General features: G+C 70.7%; 11 protein-coding genes. 5 read left to right on the top strand and 6 right to left on the bottom strand.

The window, feature by feature from the left end; genetic code table 11:
* The first annotated feature begins 47 nt into the window (after positions 1-47).
* The 4 genes from CFK38_RS04880 to CFK38_RS04865 all read left to right on the top strand — a co-directional run bounded on the left by CFK38_RS04880 (position 48) and on the right by CFK38_RS04865 (position 6,056).
* The gene (locus tag CFK38_RS04880) at positions 48-1,985 is read left to right on the top strand and encodes an FAD-binding monooxygenase (RefSeq protein WP_096802075.1); all 1,938 of its coding nucleotides are present in this window, start codon (positions 48-50) and stop codon (positions 1,983-1,985) included.
* A gap of 42 nt (positions 1,986-2,027) precedes the next feature.
* The gene (locus tag CFK38_RS04875; protein WP_096802074.1) at positions 2,028-3,497 is read left to right on the top strand and encodes an NAD-dependent succinate-semialdehyde dehydrogenase; all 1,470 of its coding nucleotides are present in this window, start codon (positions 2,028-2,030) and stop codon (positions 3,495-3,497) included.
* A 159-nt stretch (positions 3,498-3,656) separates the two neighbouring features.
* The gene (locus CFK38_RS04870) at positions 3,657-5,231 is read left to right on the top strand and encodes an FAD-dependent oxidoreductase (protein ID WP_096802073.1); all 1,575 of its coding nucleotides are present in this window, start codon (positions 3,657-3,659) and stop codon (positions 5,229-5,231) included.
* Positions 5,232-5,363: 132 nt separating this feature from the next.
* Complete coding sequence (locus CFK38_RS04865) at positions 5,364-6,056, top strand: hypothetical protein (RefSeq protein ID WP_096802072.1); 693 nt, start codon at positions 5,364-5,366, stop codon at positions 6,054-6,056.
* A 370-nt stretch (positions 6,057-6,426) separates the two neighbouring features.
* Here the strand turns inward: CFK38_RS04865 and CFK38_RS04860 are convergent, their stop codons facing one another.
* The 5 genes from CFK38_RS04860 to CFK38_RS04840 form a co-directional block, all read right to left on the bottom strand.
* On the bottom strand, positions 6,427-7,092 hold the full coding sequence (locus CFK38_RS04860; protein ID WP_096802071.1) for an SRPBCC domain-containing protein: 666 nt from the start codon (positions 7,090-7,092) through the stop codon (positions 6,427-6,429).
* A gap of 1 nt (position 7,093) precedes the next feature.
* Positions 7,094-7,621: an ArsR/SmtB family transcription factor gene (locus CFK38_RS04855; protein WP_096802070.1), complete on the bottom strand. Its 528-nt coding sequence runs from the start codon at positions 7,619-7,621 to the stop codon at positions 7,094-7,096.
* Between the two features lie 270 nt (positions 7,622-7,891).
* Positions 7,892-9,337, bottom strand: coding sequence for an APC family permease (locus CFK38_RS04850; RefSeq protein WP_096802069.1), 1,446 nt, complete (start codon positions 9,335-9,337; stop codon positions 7,892-7,894).
* Positions 9,338-9,435: 98 nt separating this feature from the next.
* Positions 9,436-12,552: an ExeM/NucH family extracellular endonuclease gene (locus tag CFK38_RS04845; protein ID WP_096802068.1), complete on the bottom strand. Its 3,117-nt coding sequence runs from the start codon at positions 12,550-12,552 to the stop codon at positions 9,436-9,438.
* 126 nt (positions 12,553-12,678) lie between these two features.
* On the bottom strand, positions 12,679-15,300 hold the full coding sequence (locus CFK38_RS04840) for a 5'-nucleotidase C-terminal domain-containing protein (protein WP_096802067.1): 2,622 nt from the start codon (positions 15,298-15,300) through the stop codon (positions 12,679-12,681).
* A gap of 565 nt (positions 15,301-15,865) precedes the next feature.
* On the opposite strand from CFK38_RS04840, the gene CFK38_RS04835 reads away from it, so the two are divergent.
* Positions 15,866-17,314 (top strand): NAD(P)/FAD-dependent oxidoreductase, encoded by a 1,449-nt coding sequence (locus CFK38_RS04835; protein WP_245851227.1) that lies wholly within the window; start codon positions 15,866-15,868, stop codon positions 17,312-17,314.
* Positions 17,315-17,713: 399 nt separating this feature from the next.
* Here the strand turns inward: CFK38_RS04835 and CFK38_RS04830 are convergent, their stop codons facing one another.
* Positions 17,714-20,473, bottom strand: coding sequence for an S-layer homology domain-containing protein (locus CFK38_RS04830; RefSeq protein WP_096802066.1), 2,760 nt, complete (start codon positions 20,471-20,473; stop codon positions 17,714-17,716).
* Positions 20,474-20,696: the final 223 nt, after the last annotated feature.

Raw genomic sequence — 20,696 nt, 5'->3', positions numbered from 1 at the left:
CCCACTCCCCCTCCACGTCACTCTCCAGCTCCAGGAAGGGCAGAACGATGCAGTTCCACCACCACGGGTACCTCTCGACCGAGCCGCGGGTCGCCGCGGCCGCCGGCACCGGGACGGACCGCCCCGATGAGCTCCCCGACACCATGGACGTGCTGATCGTCGGCTCCGGACCGGCCGGCGTGATCGCCGCCGCACAGCTCTCCCAGTACCCGGACGTCCACACCCGCCTCATCGAGCGCCGCCCGGGCCGGCTCGAGCTCGGCCAGGCCGACGGCATCCAGGCCCGCAGCGTGGAGACCTTCCAGGCCTTCGGCTTCGCCGAGCGGATCACCGCCGAGGCCTACCGGATCACCGAGATGAACTTCTGGGCCCCGGATCCGGAGCACCCGCAGAACATCATCCGCACCTCCCGCACCGATGACGACGTCCGCGGTGTCAGCGAGTTCCCGCATCTGATCGTCAATCAGGCACGGGTGCTGGACTACTACCTCGAGGCCGCCCAGCGCGGCCCGGCCCGCATCGAACCCGACTACGGCTGGGAGTTCACCGGCGAGCTCACCGTCACCGAGGGCGCGGAGCACCCGGTCGCGGTGACCCTGCGCCGCACGGCGGGGCCGGACGAGGGCGCCGAACGGACCGTGCGCGCGAAGTACGTCTACGGCTGCGACGGCGCCCACTCACGGGTGCGCAAGGCGCTGGGCTGCACCATGGACGGCGACAAGGCGCTGCACGCCTGGGGAGTCATGGACGTCCTGTACGACACGGACTTCCCCGACATCCGCACCAAGTGCGCGATCCAGTCCCACGACGGCGGCAGCATCCTGCTGATCCCCCGCGAGGGCGGCTATCTGATCCGGCTGTACGTGGATCTCGGCACGGTCGCGGAGGACGACGGCGGCCAGGTGCGCCGGACACCGATGGAGACCGTGGTCGCGAAGGCCAACGAGATCCTCCACCCGTACACGATCGAGGTGCGGGACGTGGCCTGGAGCAGCATCTACGAGGTGGGCCACCGCCTCACGGACCGCTTCGACGACGTGCTGCCGAGGGACCGCGGCACCCGCACCCCGCGGGTGTTCATCGCGGGCGACGCCTGCCACACCCACTCCGCCAAGGCCGGGCAGGGCATGAACGTGTCCATGCAGGACGGCTTCAACCTGGCCTGGAAGCTGGGGCAGGTGCTCACCGGGCGCAGCCCCGCCTCGCTGCTGGACACCTACTCCGCCGAGCGCCAGGTGGTCGCGAAGGACCTCATCGACTTCGACCGCGAGTGGTCCTCGCTGATGGCGAAGAAGCCCGAGGAGCTCGGCTCCCCGGACGAGGTCGCGGAGTACTACGTGCGCACCAGCGAGTTCCCGGCCGGCTTCATGACCGAGTACGCCGACTCGATGATCACCCGCGAGGGGACCGGCCAGGAGCTCGCCACCGGGTACCCGATCGGCAAGCGGTTCAAGTCCGAACGCGTGGTGCGCGTCAGCGACGCCAACCCCGTCCACCTCGGGCACCATGCGCGGGCCGACGGCCGCTGGCGCCTGTACGCCTTCGCCGACCCCGCCGCCCCGTCGGCGGCCGACTCCCCGCTGCGCCGCTGGGCGCAGTGGATGCTGGAGGCCCCCGACTCCCCCGTCGCCGTGCACACGCCGGCGGGGGCCGACCTCGATGCGCTGTTCGACATCAAGGTGATCTTTCAGCAGGGGCACCACGAGTTCGAGGTCACCGACGCCCCGGAGATCTTCCGCTCGCGCAGCGGGCCGTTCCAGCTCACCGACTACGAGCGGGTCTATGCCACCGACCGTCGGGACCCCGAGCTCTTCGACCCGGTGGACATCTTCACCACCCGCGGCATCTCGCGCGAGGGCGCCGTGGTGGTGGTGCGCCCCGACCAGTACGTCGCCGGGATCTTCCCCTTGACCGACACCGCAGGACTGGCAGAGTTCTTCCAGGGGCACCTGCTGCCGGCCGACGACACCGCTGCGGCGTCCTGACCACCCCCATCCGACACCGCCGACGATCTCGCGAGGAGAGCCATGACTGAGAACCACGAGCAGGAGCTGCTGGCCGCCGTCCCCCAGGAGCTGTTCATCGACGGGCGCTGGCGCGCCGCGGAGGGCGGGGAGACCCTGGAGGTCCGCGATCCCGCCACCGGCGAGGTGATCCGCACCATCGCCTCCGCCTCCAGCGCCGACGCGCAGGCCGCGATGGACGCGGCGGCGGAGGCCTTCCCCGCCTGGGCCCGGACCCCGGCCCGGGAGCGGGGCGAGCTGCTGCGGCGGGCCTTCGACCTGCTCACCGAGCGCGCCGAGGAGTTCGCGCTGCTGATGACGCTGGAGATGGGCAAGCCACTGGCAGAGTCCCGCGGCGAGGTGACGTACGGCGCCGAGTTCCTGCGCTGGTTCAGCGAGGAGGCGGTGCGGGTCCAGGGCCGCTACGGCGCGGTCCCCGAGGGCACCGGGCGGGCGATCGTCACCCAGCACCCGGTGGGGCCCTGCTTCCTGATCACCCCGTGGAACTTCCCGCTGGCGATGGCGACCCGCAAGATCGCCCCGGCGCTCGCGGCCGGCTGCACGGTGATCATCAAACCGGCGCAGCTGACCCCGCTGACCACCCTCGCGTTCGTGAAGCTGCTGGAGGAGGCGGGGCTGCCGGCAGGCGTGGTCAACGTGGTCACCTCCCGCTCCTCCCGCGCCGTCTCCGAGCCGATCCTCGCCGATCCGCGGCTGCGCAAGCTCTCCTTCACCGGCTCCACCGAGGTGGGGCAGAAGCTGCTGTCCCAGGCGGCACCGGGCGTGCTGCGCACCTCGATGGAGCTGGGCGGCAACGCCCCGTTCGTGATCTTCGAGGACGCGGATCTGGACGCCGCGGTCGAGGGCGCGATGCTCGCGAAGTTCCGCAACATCGGCCAGGCCTGCACCGCCGCGAACCGCTTCATCGTCCACCGCTCGCTGGCCGACGAGTTCGCCCGCCGGGTCACCGAGCGGGTCGAGGACTTCGGCATGGGCCGCGGCACCGAGGAGGGCGTGACCATCGGCCCGCTGATCGACGAGGACGCGGTCCAGAAGGCCGGCACGCTGGTCTCCGACGCGGTCGATCGCGGCGCGACCCTCACCACCGGCGGGAAGAGGGTCGAGGGCGAGGGCACCTTCTTCGAGGCCACGGTGCTCACGGACGTGCCCGAGGGCAGCGAGCTGCTGCGGGAGGAGATCTTCGGGCCGGTGCTCGCGATCGTCCCCTTCGACACCGAGGAGGAAGCCGTGCGCCTGGCGAACGGCACCGAGTTCGGGCTGGTCTCCTACGTCTATACGCAGGACCTCGCCCGGGGGCAGCGGATGATCGAGCTGCTGGAGGCCGGGATGCTGGGCCTGAACATGGGCGTGGTCTCCAACGCCGCGGCGCCGTTCGGCGGCTGGAAGATGTCGGGCCTGGGCCGCGAGGGCGGCGCGGAGGGCATCCACGAGTACCTGCAGTCGAAGTACACGCTGACGCCTAATCCTTTCTGAGCCAGGGCACGGCGGCGCCGCCACCCCAGGCACCGCGGCGCCGCCCTACCCCCGGCACGGCGGCGCCGCCACCAGAAACCTGCCGTATACGAGCTCCGAACGCCTCTGCAGCGTTCTGACCTCACTGACAGCGGATTTCTGGTGGCGTAGCGTGCGGATATGGCCACCGATGCGCAGTCCCCGTCCACCGACTCCGTTCCCGCTGATCTCACCGCCGACGTCGTCGTGCTCGGCGGCGGCCCCGTCGGCGAGAACGTCGCCCAGTACGCGATCGAGGGCACCGACCTCACCGCGGTGATCGTCGAGTCCGAGCTGCTGGGCGGCGAATGCTCCTACTTCGCGTGCATACCGTCCAAGGCGCTGCTGCGGCCGCTCGCCGTCGCGGACACCGCCGCCCACCTGCCGGGGATCACCACCCCGGAGGTCGACCGCGAGGCGCTGCTGGCCCGGCGCGACAGCTGGGTCTCCCACTACGACGATGCCGGCCAGGTGCAGTGGGCCGAGGGCGCGGGCATGCAGGTGGTGCGCGGGCACGGCCGGATCGTCGGCGAGCGGGAGGTGCTGGTGGAGCCGGCCGACGCACCGGGCGGCCCCAGCCCCGCCGACCTCGCCGACGGCACCTCCGCAGGACCCCCGGCCTCGTCGATGCCGAGCACCCCCGCGGCCCCCACCCGGATCCGTGCCCGCCGCGCGGTGGTGATCGCCTCCGGCTCCGAGGCCGTGGTGCCCGGACCGCTGCAGGAGCTGGCGCCATGGACCTCCCGGGATGCGACCGGGGTGCGCGAGGTGCCGGAGGAGCTGGTGATCGTCGGCGGCGGCGTGGTCGCGGTCGAGGCCGCGACCTGGATGGCGGGGCTCGGCTCCCGGGTGCGGCTGCTGGTGCGCGGCACCTCCCTGCTGACCGGCTTCGAGCCCTTCGCCGGCACACAGGTGCGGGATGCGCTGCGCGCTCTCGGGGTGGACGTCCAGTTCGGAGCCTCGGTCCTCAGCGGCGAACGCGAAGGTGCACGGAGGACCGGGCTCGGCCGGCTCCACGGCGGCCGGGTCACGCTGCAGGTCGAGGACGCCGGCGGGCGCCGGGAGGTGAGCGCCGACGAGGTGCTCGCCGCGACCGGTCGTCGGCCCCGGCTGGCGGAGGTGGGCCTGGAGGCGGTCGGACTCACTGCCCAGGACGTCACCGGCGCCGAGACCACCACCTCCGATGATGCCACCGGGGCCCCGCTGCCCCAGTGGCTGCAGGTGGTGGGCGATGCCAGCGGGGACGTGCCGCTGACCCACTGGGGCAAGTACCGCTCTCGTGTGATCGGGCAGGCGATCCGTGCCGGCGCGACCGGTGAGGCGCTCGAACCGGTGCCCGAGCGGGTGCCGGTCCCCCAGGTGGTGTTCACCGATCCGCAGGTCACCAGTGTCGGGCTCACCGAGGCGGCGGCCCGCGCGGCGGGCCATGACGTGGTCACGGCGCAGGTGCCCTTCGGCGAGGCGGCCGGCTCGGCGCTGTTGCGGGCCGATGTCACCGGCACTGCTCAGCTGGTGGTCGACCGGGCGGCACGGACGCTGCTCGGTGCCACCTTCGTGGGTCCCGACGCCTCCGAGATGCTCCATGCCGCGACCATCGCGATCGTCGGCCAGGTGCCGGTGTCCGCGCTGCGGCACGCGGTGCCGAGCTTCCCCGCCGCCTCCGAGCTGTGGCTGCGGCTGCTGGAGGAGCTGCCGCGGGAGCTGCGGGGCGCCTGAGCCCGGGCGGAGACCGGGCCTCCTCCCTTCGGAGGAGATGACAGCTGGCACTGGTCGCGGCGGCGGAGGATCGGCTGGAATGGGGTGGTGCCGCGATCCTGCGGTCTCGCCTCGTCCCCTCTCAGGAGATCCATGTTCACGCGACTGCAGCGTTCCCGTCGGCTCCGCCGGGCGAAGCCCGGGGACGGCAGCGCGCTGAAGGATCTGCGCTGGTGGCAGCTGCTCACCCGCACCCAGTTCTTCCTGGATCCGGCCGAGCAGGAGGGGCGCACCTCGCAGTACTGCATCGACGTGCGCTACCTCGCCGCCGACCTCGAGGGCGGCACGCTCGCCGAGGGCTCCCGGCACGCGCCGGTCGCGCTGTACCGCGACGGCACCCAGCTGCACATCGCGAACCCGCCGGTGGCCTTCACCGTGCCGGGCGGGGCGATCGAGGTCGCGACCAGCATGTACGGTCTGACCCGCATGCATCATGTGCCCGACGGCGGGCAGCCGCGGGCGCTGCGCCCTCACCCGCGCTCCCTGGAGGGCCGACGGGCCCGCGTCGGCAGGCACCACCCGCGCGCGAGCAGGGCGATCGGCGTGGCCGCGGTCCTCGTGCTGCTGGCGGGCCTGGTGGTGATGCTCCCGCAGCTCGCCGAGATGATCACCACCGTGGAGGTCGTCGCGGAGCGGGTCGGGACGTTCACCTCCCCGATCCAGCTGCCCGTCGGGGCCAATACCGCGCTGCTGATCGCGGGGGTGCTGGCGGCGACCGAGCGTGCGCTGACCCTGCGCAACCACTGGCTGATCGACGCCGACACCACCTGGACGAGCTTCGTCTGAGCTGCGGGCCGCAGCCACGAAAACCGCTGGTCGGCAGCGGTGCGGCCGACGTACGCTCGCGGCCATGCCGGCTGACCGGGCTCCCTCCGAGGCCGAGCTGTCCGTGCTCGGTGAGCCTGCGACGACCTCTCCTGCCCAGTCCCTCGGCTGGACCGGCCCGGGCGCGAGTTCGTGGTGATCGCCCGGGCGGTCTGAGCGAGTCCCTGCGGTGTGGTGGAGCGGCCGGTGGCGCTCTGCCAGCACGCACCTGCCCGTATGGGCGCCGTGTGCTGGCTGGGCGCCAGTGGATGCAGCTGCCCGACTCGCCGGACCGCGGCGCTGAGGTGCTGAGACGCTGAGGTGCCGGCCCGGGCGCTGGGCAGGCGGGGGCTCAGCCTTCCTGGCCGGTGCCGGTATAGAAGCCGTAGGTGGCGTCGGCCCGCTGCTGGGCGATCTCGGCATCCTCGCCGGAGGCGGTGTGGGCCACGGCCCAGCCGTCGGCCGCGCCGCGGTAGAAGGAGCGGCCCTCCTCGGTGCCGGCCCAGGCCTCGGCCTCGGACGGGGCCAACGAGCCCGCGGTCGCACCCAGGTGCAGACCCAGGCCCAGCAGGCCGCCGTCCCAGCCCACACCGGTGGCGCCGGGGCCGAAGGTCTCCCACATCTCGGCAGGGATGTCCGCGGTGCGGGAGGTGTGCTCGAGCTCGAAGCGGGTGGCCTGGTCGCCGTCCGCGGCCAGGCGGATGGTCAGCCAGGACACGCCGCCCATCATCTCCCAGGTCACGGAGTACTCGGCGGCCCCATCGGACGGCGGCTCGCAGGCGAGGATCTCTCCACCGGCGTTGCCCTCGAACTGGTAGCGGCCGCCCAGCTCCAGGTCGCCGCTGATCGGCAGGAACCAGCGCTGGATGCGCTCGGCGGTGGTGACCGCGTCCCACACCTCGGCCAGCGCAGCGGGGTAGGTCTGCTCGAGCGACTGGACGTGCGCGGGCTCGCCCTCTCGCTCCTCGAGGCGGTAAGTGCGGGTGACGGACTGCAGCTGGGTGGGGACGTCGACCATGTCAGGTCTCCTTCGGGGTCGGGGTCGGGGTCGGGGCGGGCGGGGTGCCCGGCGCGGAGTTCGAGGGGGCGCGGGCGGTCTCGGCGGCAGCAGGCGGGCCGGCGCCGGAGGCGACCGACCGGACTGTGCCGGGTACGGCCGGCGATGCCGGGTCAGCAACGGCCGGCGAGGCGGCGTCCACGGCGCGGCGGCGCTGGAGCTTCCCGCGCGCGAGTTCGGTGCCCAGGGCGTCGAGCTTCGGCAGCCAGAAGCGCTCGAAGGGGGTGAGCCATTCCTGTGCCTCCTGCGGGCCGCGGGAATCGACCGCGTAGAAGCGGCGGCGCCCTTCGGCCCGGACGGTGGCGAAGCCGTGCTCGCGCAGGACCCGCAGGTGCTGGGAGACGGCCGGCTGACTGATCCCGAACTCCGGCTGCACGATCTCGCCGATCTCGCCGGCGCCGAGCTCGGGCGCACCGAGCTCCCCGTGGTCGGCGAGGAGCTCGAGGATCCGACGCCGCACCGGGTCGCCGAGGACATCGAGCGCGTGCATGCCCCGATCGTCCTTCGACCGGTCATATAAGTCAACACTTATTCGATGGCGTCCGTCCGCGTGGCGCACACGACCCGGATGACCCGCACGACCCGCACGACCCGCACGACCCGCACGACCCGCACGACCCGGACGACCCGGACGACCCGGACGACCCGGACGACCCGGACGACCCGGACGACCCGGACAGATTGTCAGATCCTGACAATCCCGGGCGGGCAGCGGACAGAGGGCACGGGGCACGGGGCACGGCGCGGACCGTCGGCGCTCTCAGCGGCGGGCGGCGAGGACGATGCCGCGATAGGCGAGCCCCAGCAGCACCAGGACCGCTCCGACCGCGATCGTGCTGCCGGGCAGGGCCACGACCAGCAGCACGCAGCCGCACAGTCCCAGCACCTGCATGGCCTTGGGGAACAGCCTCCACTCCCCCACCTGGGTGAGCGCGGCGAGGTTCGCGATCGCGTAGTAGAGCAGCACCCCGAAGGCGGAGGCGGCGATCGCGACCAGCACGTCCCCCGCCAGCAGCACCAGTGCCAGCACGGCGAGGCCCGCGACGATCTCTGCCCGCTGCGGCACCGCGAACCGGGGGCTGACGTGGGCGAGCACCGGCGGCAGATCCCGCTGACGGGCCATGGCGAGCGCGGTGCGGGAGATCCCTGCGACCAGGGCGAGCAGCGCCCCGCCGGCGGCGGCGACCGCGCCCACGGTGATGACCACGCTCCACGCCCCGCCGGCGCCCACGGACCGGAGCGCGGTGAGGAACGGGGCCGGACCCCAGCCCTGGTCGCCCGGAGCGGGACCGACGAGGACCAGCAGCACGGAGAGGGTCAGGTACAGCACGGCCACGATGCCCAGGGCGATGAGGACCGCGCGGGGGATCGTGCGGCGGGGCTCGGTGACCTCCTCGCCGAGGGTCGCCACCCGTGCGTAGCCGGCGAAGGCGAAGAACATCAGCGCCGCGGCCTGGGCCACGGCGAGCACGATCCCGACCGCTCCGCCGCTGCCGGCACTGAGCACGGCGGCGAGCCCACCGTCCCAGAGACCTGCCGCGGAGCCGGCCAGGGGGCCGGGGGTCGCGTCGGCGAGGCCGGCGATCATCCCGTCGGCGGTGCGGACCCCGTCGGCAGCGCCCGCGGTCGCATCCCCGGCAGCGTCTCCGCCGGTTCCGGTCGCACCGGTGGCGAGGCCGATCGCGAGCCGCACCCCGGTGAGCACCAGCGCGGTGAGCGCGATGGTGACCAGCACGCGGGCGAGCGCCGCGGTGCGGGTGACGCCCACCAGGTTCACGGCGGTGAGCACCACGACCACGAGCGCGGCGACGATCCGCTGCGCCGGCTCGGGCACCAGGTAGGCGGCGATGACCAGGGCCATCGCGGCGCAGGAGGCGATCTTGCCGATCACGAAACACCAGCCGGCGAGGAAGCCCCACCAGGGACCCAGCTGCTGCCTGCCGAAGTGGTAGGTGCCGCCCGCGGCGGGATGCTGGGCCGCCAGCTGCGCGGTGGAGGTGGCGTTGCACAGCGCGACCCCGGCGGCCAGCAGCACGGCCAGCGGGGCCAGCGCCCCGGCGAGGTCCTGGGCGGCCCCGAGGGAGACGAAGGCGCCGGCCCCGATCATCGCGGCCAGGCCGATCACGACCGCGTCCCGCAGGCCGAGCCGACGGGCGAGCGAGCCTGGGGTGGAGATCACGGGGTTCCGTTCGACGAGATCGGACATGGCTGGGGGCGTCAGCGGCTCGTACCGCTGACGCTCCCCAGGACGCCATGCTCCCCGGCCCGCGCCGTCGGTGCCAGCCCTGCTCGAGGAGCGGGGTCTCAGTCCTGTTCGGACAGGTAGCTGATCTCGTTCTCGGCGCTCATCCGGTAGAGGAAGGCCGCGGTCGCATCACGGTTGGTCGGGGCCAGCGGACGGTAGGTGCCGTCCGGCCAGCCGGTGGTGATCTCCTCGGACCTCATCCACGCGATCTCCGTGGCGAACTGGTTCGAGGCGGAGACGTCGTCGAACACCGCAGAGGTGGGGTCCTCGACGTCCGGCGAGCCGGCGTAGCGGTACACGAAGGCCGCCATCGCATCGCGAGCGATCGGCGTGGTCGGCCGGAAGGTGCCGTCATCCCAGCCCTCAGTGATGCCCTGCTGGTAGGCCCACATGATCGCCGCGTAGTGCTCGTCGCCCTTCTCCACGTCCGTGAACGGCTCGCTGCGGGGCAGATCCACCTCGGGAGAGCCCGCCAGGCGGTACAGGAACGCGGCCATCGCATCACGGTTGACCGGCTCCAGGGGACGGAAGGTGCCGTCCTCCCAGCCCGTGGAGTAGCCGTTGTCCGCCATCCACATGATCTCGTCGTAGAACATGGTGCCCGGCGGGACGTCGACGAAGTCCTCCGCCTCCGCGAACTCCGCGTCCAGTCCCACGATCACCGGGTCATGGTCCGAGGAGGCGAAGGGACCGGCCCCGTAGAGGTCGGTGGTGTTGTTGAGGTAGCGGGAGTACTGGAGCATCACCGACTCGGGGCCGTTGATCTGCCAGGCGGTCGCTCCCGAGATGCGCTCGGCGGCGGAGGCGTTGGCGACCACATGGTCCAGCGCGCCGACCATGCCGCCGTAGCTGTAGGTCCAGCTCTCGGGGTCATGGGTCTCGCGCAGGTTCTCGAAGCCGGCGTCGTAGAAGAGCTGCAGCGGCTCCTCCTCGGTGTAGGCGTTGAAGTCGCCGCCGTGGAAGACGTCCTCGACGCCCCGCTCGGCGGCCGTGGCCTCGCCCCAGGTCAGCAGCGCCTCGGCCTGCTGCAGGCGGGAGGTGCGGGCGTTGCCCTGGACCGGGTCCTCGGGCAGGTCCGCGTCCTCGTCGTCCTTGGAGCCCTTGGACTTGAAGTGGTTGACGGTGAAGAGGAACGGCTCGCCCTCGACCTGCTCCGCGCCGCTGCCGGAGACCGGGGCGAACACCTGTCCGATCGGCTCGCGGGCGTTCTCGAACGCCTCGTCCTCGGCGAGGATCTCCGCGCTGCCGACGGGGGTGACCTCAGCGGGCTTGAAGATGATCGCGTTGGTGATCACGTCCTGACCGCCGTCCAGGCCCAGGGCGGAGTAGGCCTCGCCGGTGCGGACGTAGTCCCAGGTGCCCTCGCCGGCCTGCGCGTTCAGCGCGGCGACCAGGGTGGCGGTGGCCTCGTCGGCCTCCTCGCCCAGGCGGGCGGAGTTCTCGATCTCCATCAGGCCCACCACGTCGGCCCCGGTGCCCACGATCGCGTCGACGATCTTGGACTCCTGGCGCTCGAGGTCGTCGGCGCCCCAGGCGCCGCGCAGCAGGCAGCCGCCGGCCACGCTGGTGCCCTCCCCCTCGATGTTGGTGTACGGCTCGCAGCCGGGCGTGTCCTCGCCGAGGGTGGTGAAGTAGTTCAGCACGTTGAAGGTGGCCAGCTGCAGGTCGCCGCCCACCGCGTCGGGCGCGTCCTGGCGGGTGGCCTCGAAGTCCACACCGTCGGTGTCCGCGGAGGTCCACGGGGTGGTGGGGTTCAGCCGCCACTGGTCGAAGGAATAGGCGACCACCACCGGGTCGGTGAAGCCGGCCGCCGCGCCCACGCGCACCGGCTCCTCGGTGCTCAGCCAGCTCAGCGGCTGCTGGGCATTGTCCGAGAAGTTCGTGGTCTTCCCGTCATCCAGCAGCACCGTGAGCTCATCGCGGCTGGTGAAGTACTCGGTGGCCTCCGCGCCCGGGGCCATCAGCTCGCCGGCCTGCCACAGGGGCTCGTCGCCGATGGCGAGGGTGACCTCGCCGAAGCGGTTGGTGGGGTACACGTCGGTGACGGTGAAGTCGCCCTCGCCGGGCAGGTACAGCATGTGCTCGAGGCTCTCGCGCTGCGCCTCCTCGACGGGGAAGGTGCCCGCGAGGGTCGCGGGCTCGACGGGCTCGAGGTCCTGCTCGAGCAGCTGCAGGCCCTCGGCGCCGACGGTGATCTGGGTGGAGCCGTGGTACTCGGAGACCTCGCCGGTCACGCGCACCGAGTCGCCGACGGCGACCTGGTCCATGGTGCCGACGGAGTAGACGAACACGGCGGTGGAGCCGGTGTGGGTGGAGAGGTCCAGCGCCCCGCCGCTGCCGGCGGTCTGGATGACATAGCCGTTCAGGCCGCCGGTGGCGTACACCGCGGTGACCACACCCTCGGTGACCACATGCTGACCGGCCAGCGGGCTCTGCGCGCCGGTGCCCTGGATGTCGGCGATCGACGCCTCGACGGTCTCACCCGGCGGCTGCTCATCGCCCCCGCCGTCGTCCCCGCCGTCGCCGGGGGCGGCGTCACCGGGCGTCGGGGTGCCCGCGGCGAAGTCGGTGGAGTTCTCGCCGGTCGCAGCGATGCGGGAGACGGAGGTCGCGTTGTCCGTCCCGGGAGCGGGGGCCTCGCCGGAGAAGGTCGCGGCCGGGCCCCAGCCCACCAGGTCCACCACGGCGGGGTCCTCGGCGCAGGTCGTGCCCTCGCAGGCGAGTGCGCCCTCGGCGTCGGAGAGCGCGAAGGTGCCGCCGCTGCCGGAGGCGTTGATGCCGCCGGTCAGATCCGACTCCGGGAGCGGATCGCCGGCGCCGTTGCCGGGGGCGAGCCGGATGAGGAAGGTGCTGCCGGCGGGCACGGTCCCGGACAGCGCCACGGAGTTGTTGAACGTGCCGGACTTCGAGGCGTACTGCAGCGACCAGCCGTCGACGGAGATGTCCTCATCGCCGGTGTTGACCAGCTCCACGAAATCGTGCTGGAAGGCGGCGCCGGAGTTGCCGCCGCCGCCGTAGATCTCGTTCAGCTGCAGGTCGCCAGGGGTGACGACGGCGGCCTGCGCGGTCGCCGAGAGGCCGGGGACCAGGCTCACGCCGAGCGCGAGCGCCGCAGCGGCGGCGCCGACGCGCGCCATGCGGCTGCGCAGGGCCACGCCGTGGGTGGGGGTGCTCATGGGGAACTCCTGGGTTCGTGGTGGGGAGAGTCTCGCGGGCGGGTCCGACAGTCGGGGCCGACGGTGGGGACGACGGCGGGAGACGGCGCGGGCCGGGACATGACGCCCCGGCCCGCGCCGCTCGGATCAGTCCTGTTCGGACATGAACGTGATCTCGTTCTCGTCGGTCATCCGGAACAGGAAGGCCGCGGTCGCATCACGGTTGGTCGGGGCCAGCGGACGATAGGTGCCGTCCGGCCAGCCGGTGGTGATCTCCTCGGACCTCATCCACGCGATCTCCGTGGCGAACTGGTTCGAGGCGGAGACGTCGTCGAACACCGCAGAGGTGGGGTCCTCGACGTCCGGCGAGCCGGCGTAGCGGTACACGAAGGCCGCCATCGCATCGCGAGCGATCGGCGTGGTCGGCCGGAAGGTGCCGTCATCCCAGCCCTCAGTGATGCCCTGCTGGTAGGCCCACATCATCGCCGCGTAGTGCTCGTCGCCCTTCTCCACGTCCGTGAACGGCTCGCTGCGGGGCAGATCCACCTCGGGAGAGCCCGCCAGGCGGTACAGGAACGCGGCCATCGCGTCACGGTTGACCGGCTGAAGCGGGCGGAACTCGGAGGTGTCGGTCTCCTCGTCGTACCAGCCGTAGGAGTAGCCGTTCTCGGCCATCCACATGATCTCGTCGACGAAGAGGTTGCCGTCGATGTCGGTGAAGGAGACGTCCTGGCCGGTCAGCTCGAAGGTGACCGAGGTGCCGGCGGACGGGGTGGTGGTGATCGTCAGCGCGGCGGTCTCCTCGGCGCTGAGACGGTTCTCGGCGCCGAGCGCGATATCGGCGTAGTAGGTGCCGCTGGCCTCGTCGTACTCGTAGGGCGTCTCGAAGGTGCCGAGCTCGCCGGCATCGACGTGCACCGTCTCGATCTCGGGCGCACCGAGGCTCTGGGATGCCGCCTTGCTCACGCGCAGCACCTGGCCGTCGGGTGCGGCGGCGCCGCGCAGCTCGACGTCCAGCTGGCGCTGCGAGTAGTCGGGATCGAGGCCCTCGTGCGCCTCGAGGTAGCCGATGAAGGCGTCGCGGTCCAGCACGCCGGAGTCGCGCACGTTCTCCGCCTCGGCGAGGGCGTGCATGTTGTCGCCGCCCTCGAAGAGGAAGCTCGCGGCCACGATGGTGTACATCGCGTCGAGATCGATCGGCTCGCCGTCGATGCGGATGTCGATGATCCGGTCATCGCGCTCGGCGCTGGAGTCGAAGGCGTACTCGACGTTCTCGGAGACGCCGAAGGCGAGGAAGGACTCGTCCCCGGGGTCGACCGCTCCGCCGGCGGCGTTGCGCTGCCACTGCTCCTCGAGCATCTGGTCGAACTGCGCACCGGTGACCTCACCGGAGTTCAGGGTGTTGCCGAAGGGGACCATGGAGTTGGCCTCGGCGTAGGTGACCACGCCCTCCCCTTCGTCGGCCGCGGACTCCTCGTACCAGAGCTCCGCGCGGATGCCGCCGGGGTTCATGAAGCCGATGACCTCGTGCTCGCCGCCGAGGCCGGCGTCCTCGAGGTACCACCTCATGGAGTCGGCGAGCATGTTGCCGGCCGCGGAGTGGCGCGTGCGGTTGTCGCCCTTGGTGGTCGCCTGGTTCCCGACCGGCTCGTCCGCGGTGCGGATGCCGTCGACATAGGAGGCCTTGGAGTCGTCCCAGGAGGTGGTGACGTCCCCGTCGACGGAGCCGACGGGCTCGGCGCCGACCACGGCCGCCTGGTCGATGGCGTCCTGGGCGATCTGGGTGACGTCCTCGACCACCGGGGTCGTGATCGCGCAGGTCTCACCCTCGGGCAGGGGGGTGGCGATCAGCTCGGGCATGCCCAGCACGTCCCAGTCCCCGTCCTCGCCCAGCTCCAGGTTCACCACGCCGAGGTTCGCGGCGCTGGAGCCGGTCTGCACGATGGCACGCTCCTCGCCGTCCTGGCCGGGGACCGGAGCGTTGAAGTTGTAGACCCGGTGCGAGTCGCCGTTGAAGATCGCGTCGACCTCGGCCGAGGTCTCGGTGACGATCTTGTCGAAGATCGGGTCCGTGTTGTCCGGGGCGACGCCCGGCTCGGCGTTCGCGCTCGCGCCCTCGTGATAGGAGGCGATGAGGATGTCGTACTCGACCCCGTCGCTCGCCATCTCCGCGACGACGTCGTTGACCGCGTCGACCGGGTCGCCGAACTCGAGGCCCTCGATGGCGGCGGGGCTGACCTTGCCCACGGTCTTCGTGGTGACCGCGCCGATCACGGCGATCTTCACACCGTCGCGGTCGATGACGGTGTACGCGTCGTGGATCCGATCGCCGGTGGCCTCGTCATAGACGTTCGCGGCGAGGTCCGGGAACGCGGTGCGGGGCTCGATGCGCTCCAGCAGGTCCTCGACGCCCTGGTCGTACTCGTGGTTGCCGATCGCCGTGGCGTCGACGCCCATGGCGTTGAGCACGTCGATCGTGGGCTCATCGTTCTGCACAGCGGAGGCGAAGGCGGAACCGCCCACATTGTCACCGGCGGAGAGCAGCACCGAGGTATCGCTCTCGGCGCGCACCGTCTCGACGGCGCAGACGAGGCCGGCGGCACCACCGATGGCGCCGTGGAAGTCGTTGAAGGTCATCAGGGTGACCTGGTCACCGGGATCGGCGGCGGCGGCGCCGAGCGGCACGACGGCCGACGCGACGGCGACCGCGGCGGCACCGAGCCCGGCGGCCACGCCGCGCCCGAGGCGGCGAGCGGGGATGTCCATCATGGAAAGCTCCTGGGGGCAGGGAAAGATGCGGGATGAGCCGTTCCATCACACCCCAGAAACGTCGCGCCCGCTGGTGTTTTCACCAAGCCGGTATCGACCTGTCATCGGCAGTTCACCTCCGCCGTGGTCAGGCCGCTTTCCGACGCCGCCACCAGGAATATCGTGACCTTCCCGTGATCCGAGGAGTGCCGTCCGCGCCGCACGATCCTGCGGGGCGAGCAGGGTTGCGGAACCGGCCGGTGGCGCCGCGGCGGCCGGGGCGACCCCGGCCGCGCGGTCGACATGCATCGGGCGAACGCTTTCCATGTGTGACCTCGTCCCCTCGGCCGGTCCGCTCGTGGCCCCACCGGGACCCAGTGGGTACCATCGACGGGGACTTCGGATGGTCCACCCGACCCCGCCCACGGCCTCTCCTCGATGATCTCGGCACCGGCCCGGGTCGGATCCGGCATCGTCCCCAGCCCGCTCGCTCCGACGCCCCCTCCCTCTTCCAGACGCGGACCACGACCCGATCGGCCACCAGCCCCGGCCGGGCCGCCCCAGCGCCGCTCAAGGAGTCCTCCCCATGGTCATACCGTTGCCCTTCGTCACCCGTCGCCCCACCGTCCCCGCGAAGGACGGCGCGAGCTGGCCGCACGTCGTCATCCTGGGCGGCGGCTTCGCCGGTGCGCACGCCGTGGGCGCCCTGCGTGACGCTCGGGTGCGCGTGACCCTCATCGACCGCAACGTCTACAAGACCTTCCAGCCGCTGCTCTACCAGGTCGCCACCGCCGGCCTGAACCCGGGCGACGTCACCATGTTCCTGCGCGGACTGTCCCTGAAGGTGCCGAACATGCGCTACCGCCAGGGAGAGGTCGAGGGCGTGGATCCCCAGCGGAAGGTGGTGCGCCTGGACGAGGGCCAGAAGGGCCAGCACGAGATCGCCTACGACTACCTGATCGTCGCCAACGGCGCGACCACCACCTACTTCGGCACCCCCGGCGCCGAGGAGCACGCGATGCCGATGTACACCCGCAGCCAGGCGCTGGCGATCCGCGACCGCGTCTTCTCCGAGCTGGAGCGCTCGAGCCGCGAGGTGGGCCAGACCCATGACAAGTTGCACGTGTGCATCGTGGGCGGCGGGCCGACGGGCGTGGAGATCGCCGGTGCCCTGGCTGACTTCCGCATGCAGGAGCTGGACATCCTCTACCCGGAGATGGATCCGGGAACGCTCCAGGTCACCGTGCTGCAGCGCGGCGACGAGCTGCTCAAGGAGTTCTCCACCAAGTACCGCCAGTACGCGGCCGACGAGCTGCGGGACCGCGGCGTGACCCTGCAGCTGGGACGCGGGGTGAAGGAGGTCGGCTACGACCACGTGGTGCTCGACGACGACGCGATCCTCGAATCCGACATCACGATCTGGGCCGCCGGCGTCGCGATCCCCCGGTCCGTCGCCGAGTGGGGTTTCCCCCAGGACAAGCGCGGCCGCCTCGCGGTCGACGACTACCTGCAGGTCAAGGGCTTCCCCGGGGTCTACGCCGCCGGTGACATCGCCGGTCAGGACGAGGCCCTCCCCCAGCTCGCGCAGCCCGCGATCCAGACCGGTGAGGCCGCGGCCCGCGCGATCGCCGCCGAGGTCGCCGGCACGCCGCGCAAGAAATTCACGTACACCGACCTGGGCACGATGGCCACCATCGGCCGCCATGCCGCGATCGCGGAGATCCCGGTCCTGGGCGGGCTCTCGGGCTCGCTCGGCTGGGCCGCCTGGCTGGGCGTGCACATCACCAAGATGCTCGGCCACCGCAACCAGCGCGCGGTCGCGATGAACCTGATCTCGCTGTACGGCGGCTCCCGTGCCACCCACCAGCCGAACCCGGTGGTGGGCGAGGTGGACTCGCTGCGATCGGCGAAGGTCTTCGAGGCGCAGGCCCCGCGCCGCATGTTCGGCAAGAACGCCGGGGCGACCTGCCCTCCCGACGAGCACATCGAGTCAGACACGGGTTCGCAAGGTCGTGCGGGGGCGAAGCAGGCATAGGTCACCGGAATCCCTCACACCGCGCCCCTCGGGATTTCCATCCGGCGCCCCGCCACGTCGGGATTGCCCTGCACCGCGTCGAGGTCACACCACGACCACGAATGTCCCTATGCCGCCACTCCCGACCAGCCCATCTGTTGTGCCACTTCGGCAGGCCCATAGCGGCACAGCAGATGGGCTACCGCGCAGTAGGTAGGGGGCCACGCATAGCTCTGCGGTGAACCCTGGGATGGCGCACTGCGGTGAACCCTGGGACGCTCCCGGAGCCTTGGCCGGCGGCGAGCCCCGGGTCCAGCGCGCCGGGCGCGGCTGATCCCCGCGGCCTCACGATGAGCTGACAATCGTGTGCACCCTGAACCCAGTGAAGGATGCAGGGCGCACATGACTACCGAGTGGCCGTCAGCGAGGCGTATAGGTGATGCCCAGCTCCACATTCATGCGGTAGAGGAATGCGGCCGTGGCGTCACGATTCGTCGGCTCCAACGGGCGGAACGTCCCGTCCGGCCACCCCGTGGTGATCCGCTGCGCCTTCATCCAGGCGACCTCCGCAGCGAACATGTTGCTGGCCGGGACATCCGAGAACACCGCCGAGCTCGGTTCCTCGACATCGGGCGAGCCCGCATACCGGAACACGAACGCCGCCATCGCATCGCGCGCGATCGGCGTGGTCGGCCGGAATGTGCCGTCCTCCCACCCCGTGGTGATCCCCTGCTGGTAGGCCCACATGATCGCCGCGTAATGCTCGTCACCCTTCTGGACATCGGTGAACGGTTCACTGCTCGGTAGGTCCACCTCGGGTGAGCCGGCCATCCGGTACAGGAACGCCGCCATCGCATCCCGGTTCACCGGCTGCAGCGGACGGAAGGTGTTGTCGCCCTCCCAGCCAGTGGTGTAGCCCTCGCCTCGCATCCACATGATCTCCTCGTAGAACATGGTGCTCGGAGGCACGTCCGAGAAGTCCTCCGGTCCGGACGGCTCGGCAGGCTCGGTCGGGGTGTCATCGGAGCCGCAGTCTTCGCCGCCGACCCCCGTGATCTCGTGAGTGATAGCGGTCCCGGTGTCCGGGGTCGCAGTGAACTCGAGGATCGCACGCTCACCCTCGGGGACGCAGAAGTCCGCACCGAGATCTACCTCGGCGACCAGGCGCCCCGTCTCTTCATCCCTGACCACCGGGGCGGTGAAGGTGCCGAACTCGCCGGCGTCCACGGCCACCTCGGTGATCAACGGGGCGCCGAGGCTCTGCGACTCCATGCCCAGAACGCGCAGCGTCGGGGCCGCGCCGTCGAGGACCTGCACCTCGAGTTGGCGTTGCGAGAAATCGGGAGCGAGATTCGGATGATCCTCCAAGTAGTTGATGATCACGTCCCGATACAACACACCGGCATCGCGCACGTCGGTCGCCTCGGCGAGGGTCCACATGTTGTTGTTGACCCGATTCCATTGGGGAGGGAGGTTACCTCCGTCATTGAACAAGTAACCCATGGTGATGATCGTGTACGTGGCGTCAGAGTCGATCGGCTCCCCGTCGATGCGGATCTCGACGATCCGGTCGTCGCGTTCACGGGTAGAGTCGAACACGTACTCGACGTTCTCGGAGACGCCGAAAGCGAGGAACGGCGGGACGACCGGGCCACCGTCGGCCGCTCGCTGCCACTGCTCCTCGAGGATCTGCTCGAACTGCGCTCCGGTGACCTCGCCCTTCATCAAGGGCCAGGTGTAGAACTGGCTGTTCATGGATACGGCCTCGCCGTACATGACCACACCGTCGCCCTCGTCGTGGGTCGACTGCTCATACCAGAATGCGCCGCGACTGTTATCACGGTTCACGAAGCCGATGACCTCGTGCGCGCCATCCAGCCCGCCGTCCTCGAGGTACCACTTCATAGAATCTGCGATCATGCCGCCCATAGCGGAATGACGTTGAGGGTTGTCCACGGTGAAGTTGGAGTTCACCTGACCCTCGACCGGATCATTCGCAGTGCGGACGCCACCGACGTAGGAGGCCATTGTGTCACGCCACGACGGGGTGATGTCGCCGGCGATGGAGCCGACGGGCTCGATTCCCAGTGACTCGGTCGCAACCACACCATCCAGTACGATTTTCCGCGCAGTCTCGTAGGTGGGATCACCGGCACAGTCAGGCAGGTCCTCGGATTGGGTGTCGATCAGCTTTGGGTTGCCGTCGACGGGGTCCCAGTCACCGTCCGCCCCTAGCTCCAAGCTGACGAGTCCCAGGTACGAGGCATGGTCACGGGCCTGGACGACTGGTCGAACCTCTCCGTCCTCACCGGGCACCGGCGCATTAAAGGCATATGCCTGATGCGTGTCTCCCGTGAGAATCGCATCGACCTCGGTGGAGGTCTCGTTCACGATCCTTTCGAAGATCGGACTCGTGATGGCGGGCGGCACACCGGGGTCATATTCGCGTCCATCCGAGAGGGAGAACTTGCTCCCTGCACCCTCGTGGTAAGAGGCGACGAGTACGTCGTACTCCTCACCCGAAGCGTCCAACTCAGCGATAGCCTGATTGACCGAGTCGACCGGATCGCGGAACTCGAGGCCGTCGATCAGGGCGGGTGCGACTCTGTCAACGGTTTTGGTGGTGACGGCACCGACGACGGCCACCTTCACCTCACCGGCATCGACGATCGCGTAAGGCTGATGGAGTCGCTTGCCGGTGGCCGTCACGAAGACGTTCGCAGCGAGGTCCGGGAAGCTGGTGCGCGGCTCGATGCGCCCGGTGAGATCGTCGCGACCCTGGTCGTACTCGTGATCGCCGATCGCGCTGGCGTCGACGCCCAGGGCATTCAGGTAGTCAATTATGAACTCGTCATTGGTCATGGCCGACGCAGTGGTGCTGGCGCCCACATTGTCGCCGACTGAGAGCAGGGCGTGATTCGGATTCAGCGCCCTCGCGCGCACGACGCTACATGCGAAGTCGATGGAGATCTGGCCATGGAGATCGTTAAAGGCCAGCACACTGACCTGATCACCAGGCTCGACGGCGGCGGCCGCATCGAGGGGGACGATGGCGGACGCAAAGGCGATGGCGGCAGCACTGAGACCCACTGTCGCGCCGCGTGCAATCCGACGGGCTGGGGATTCTAACATTGCGATCTCCTGAGGGCGAGACTGGAGCACATTGGGCGTGATGTCCATTTTGCACTACATGTCTCATATTTGACAGGCTTTCTCCTCTCTCGCCAGCACTGTCGAGCCGCCCGCAGAGCCGCCCGCACGATGAGCACCGTCGATGCCGCCACCGATCCCGAAAACCTGAACCCCGCAACTCCGTGGCGGCCATGCGGGGGATTGACCCGCCCCTCAGTTAGACCCGCCCCCACCGACCCGAGGTGACCACCGCTCCCGACCCAAGCGTGGG

This window comes from Brachybacterium vulturis, from assembly GCF_002407185.1.
GTDB lineage: Bacteria > Actinomycetota > Actinomycetes > Actinomycetales > Dermabacteraceae > Brachybacterium > Brachybacterium vulturis.
This window is presented reverse-complemented; position numbering and strand designations above follow the sequence as displayed.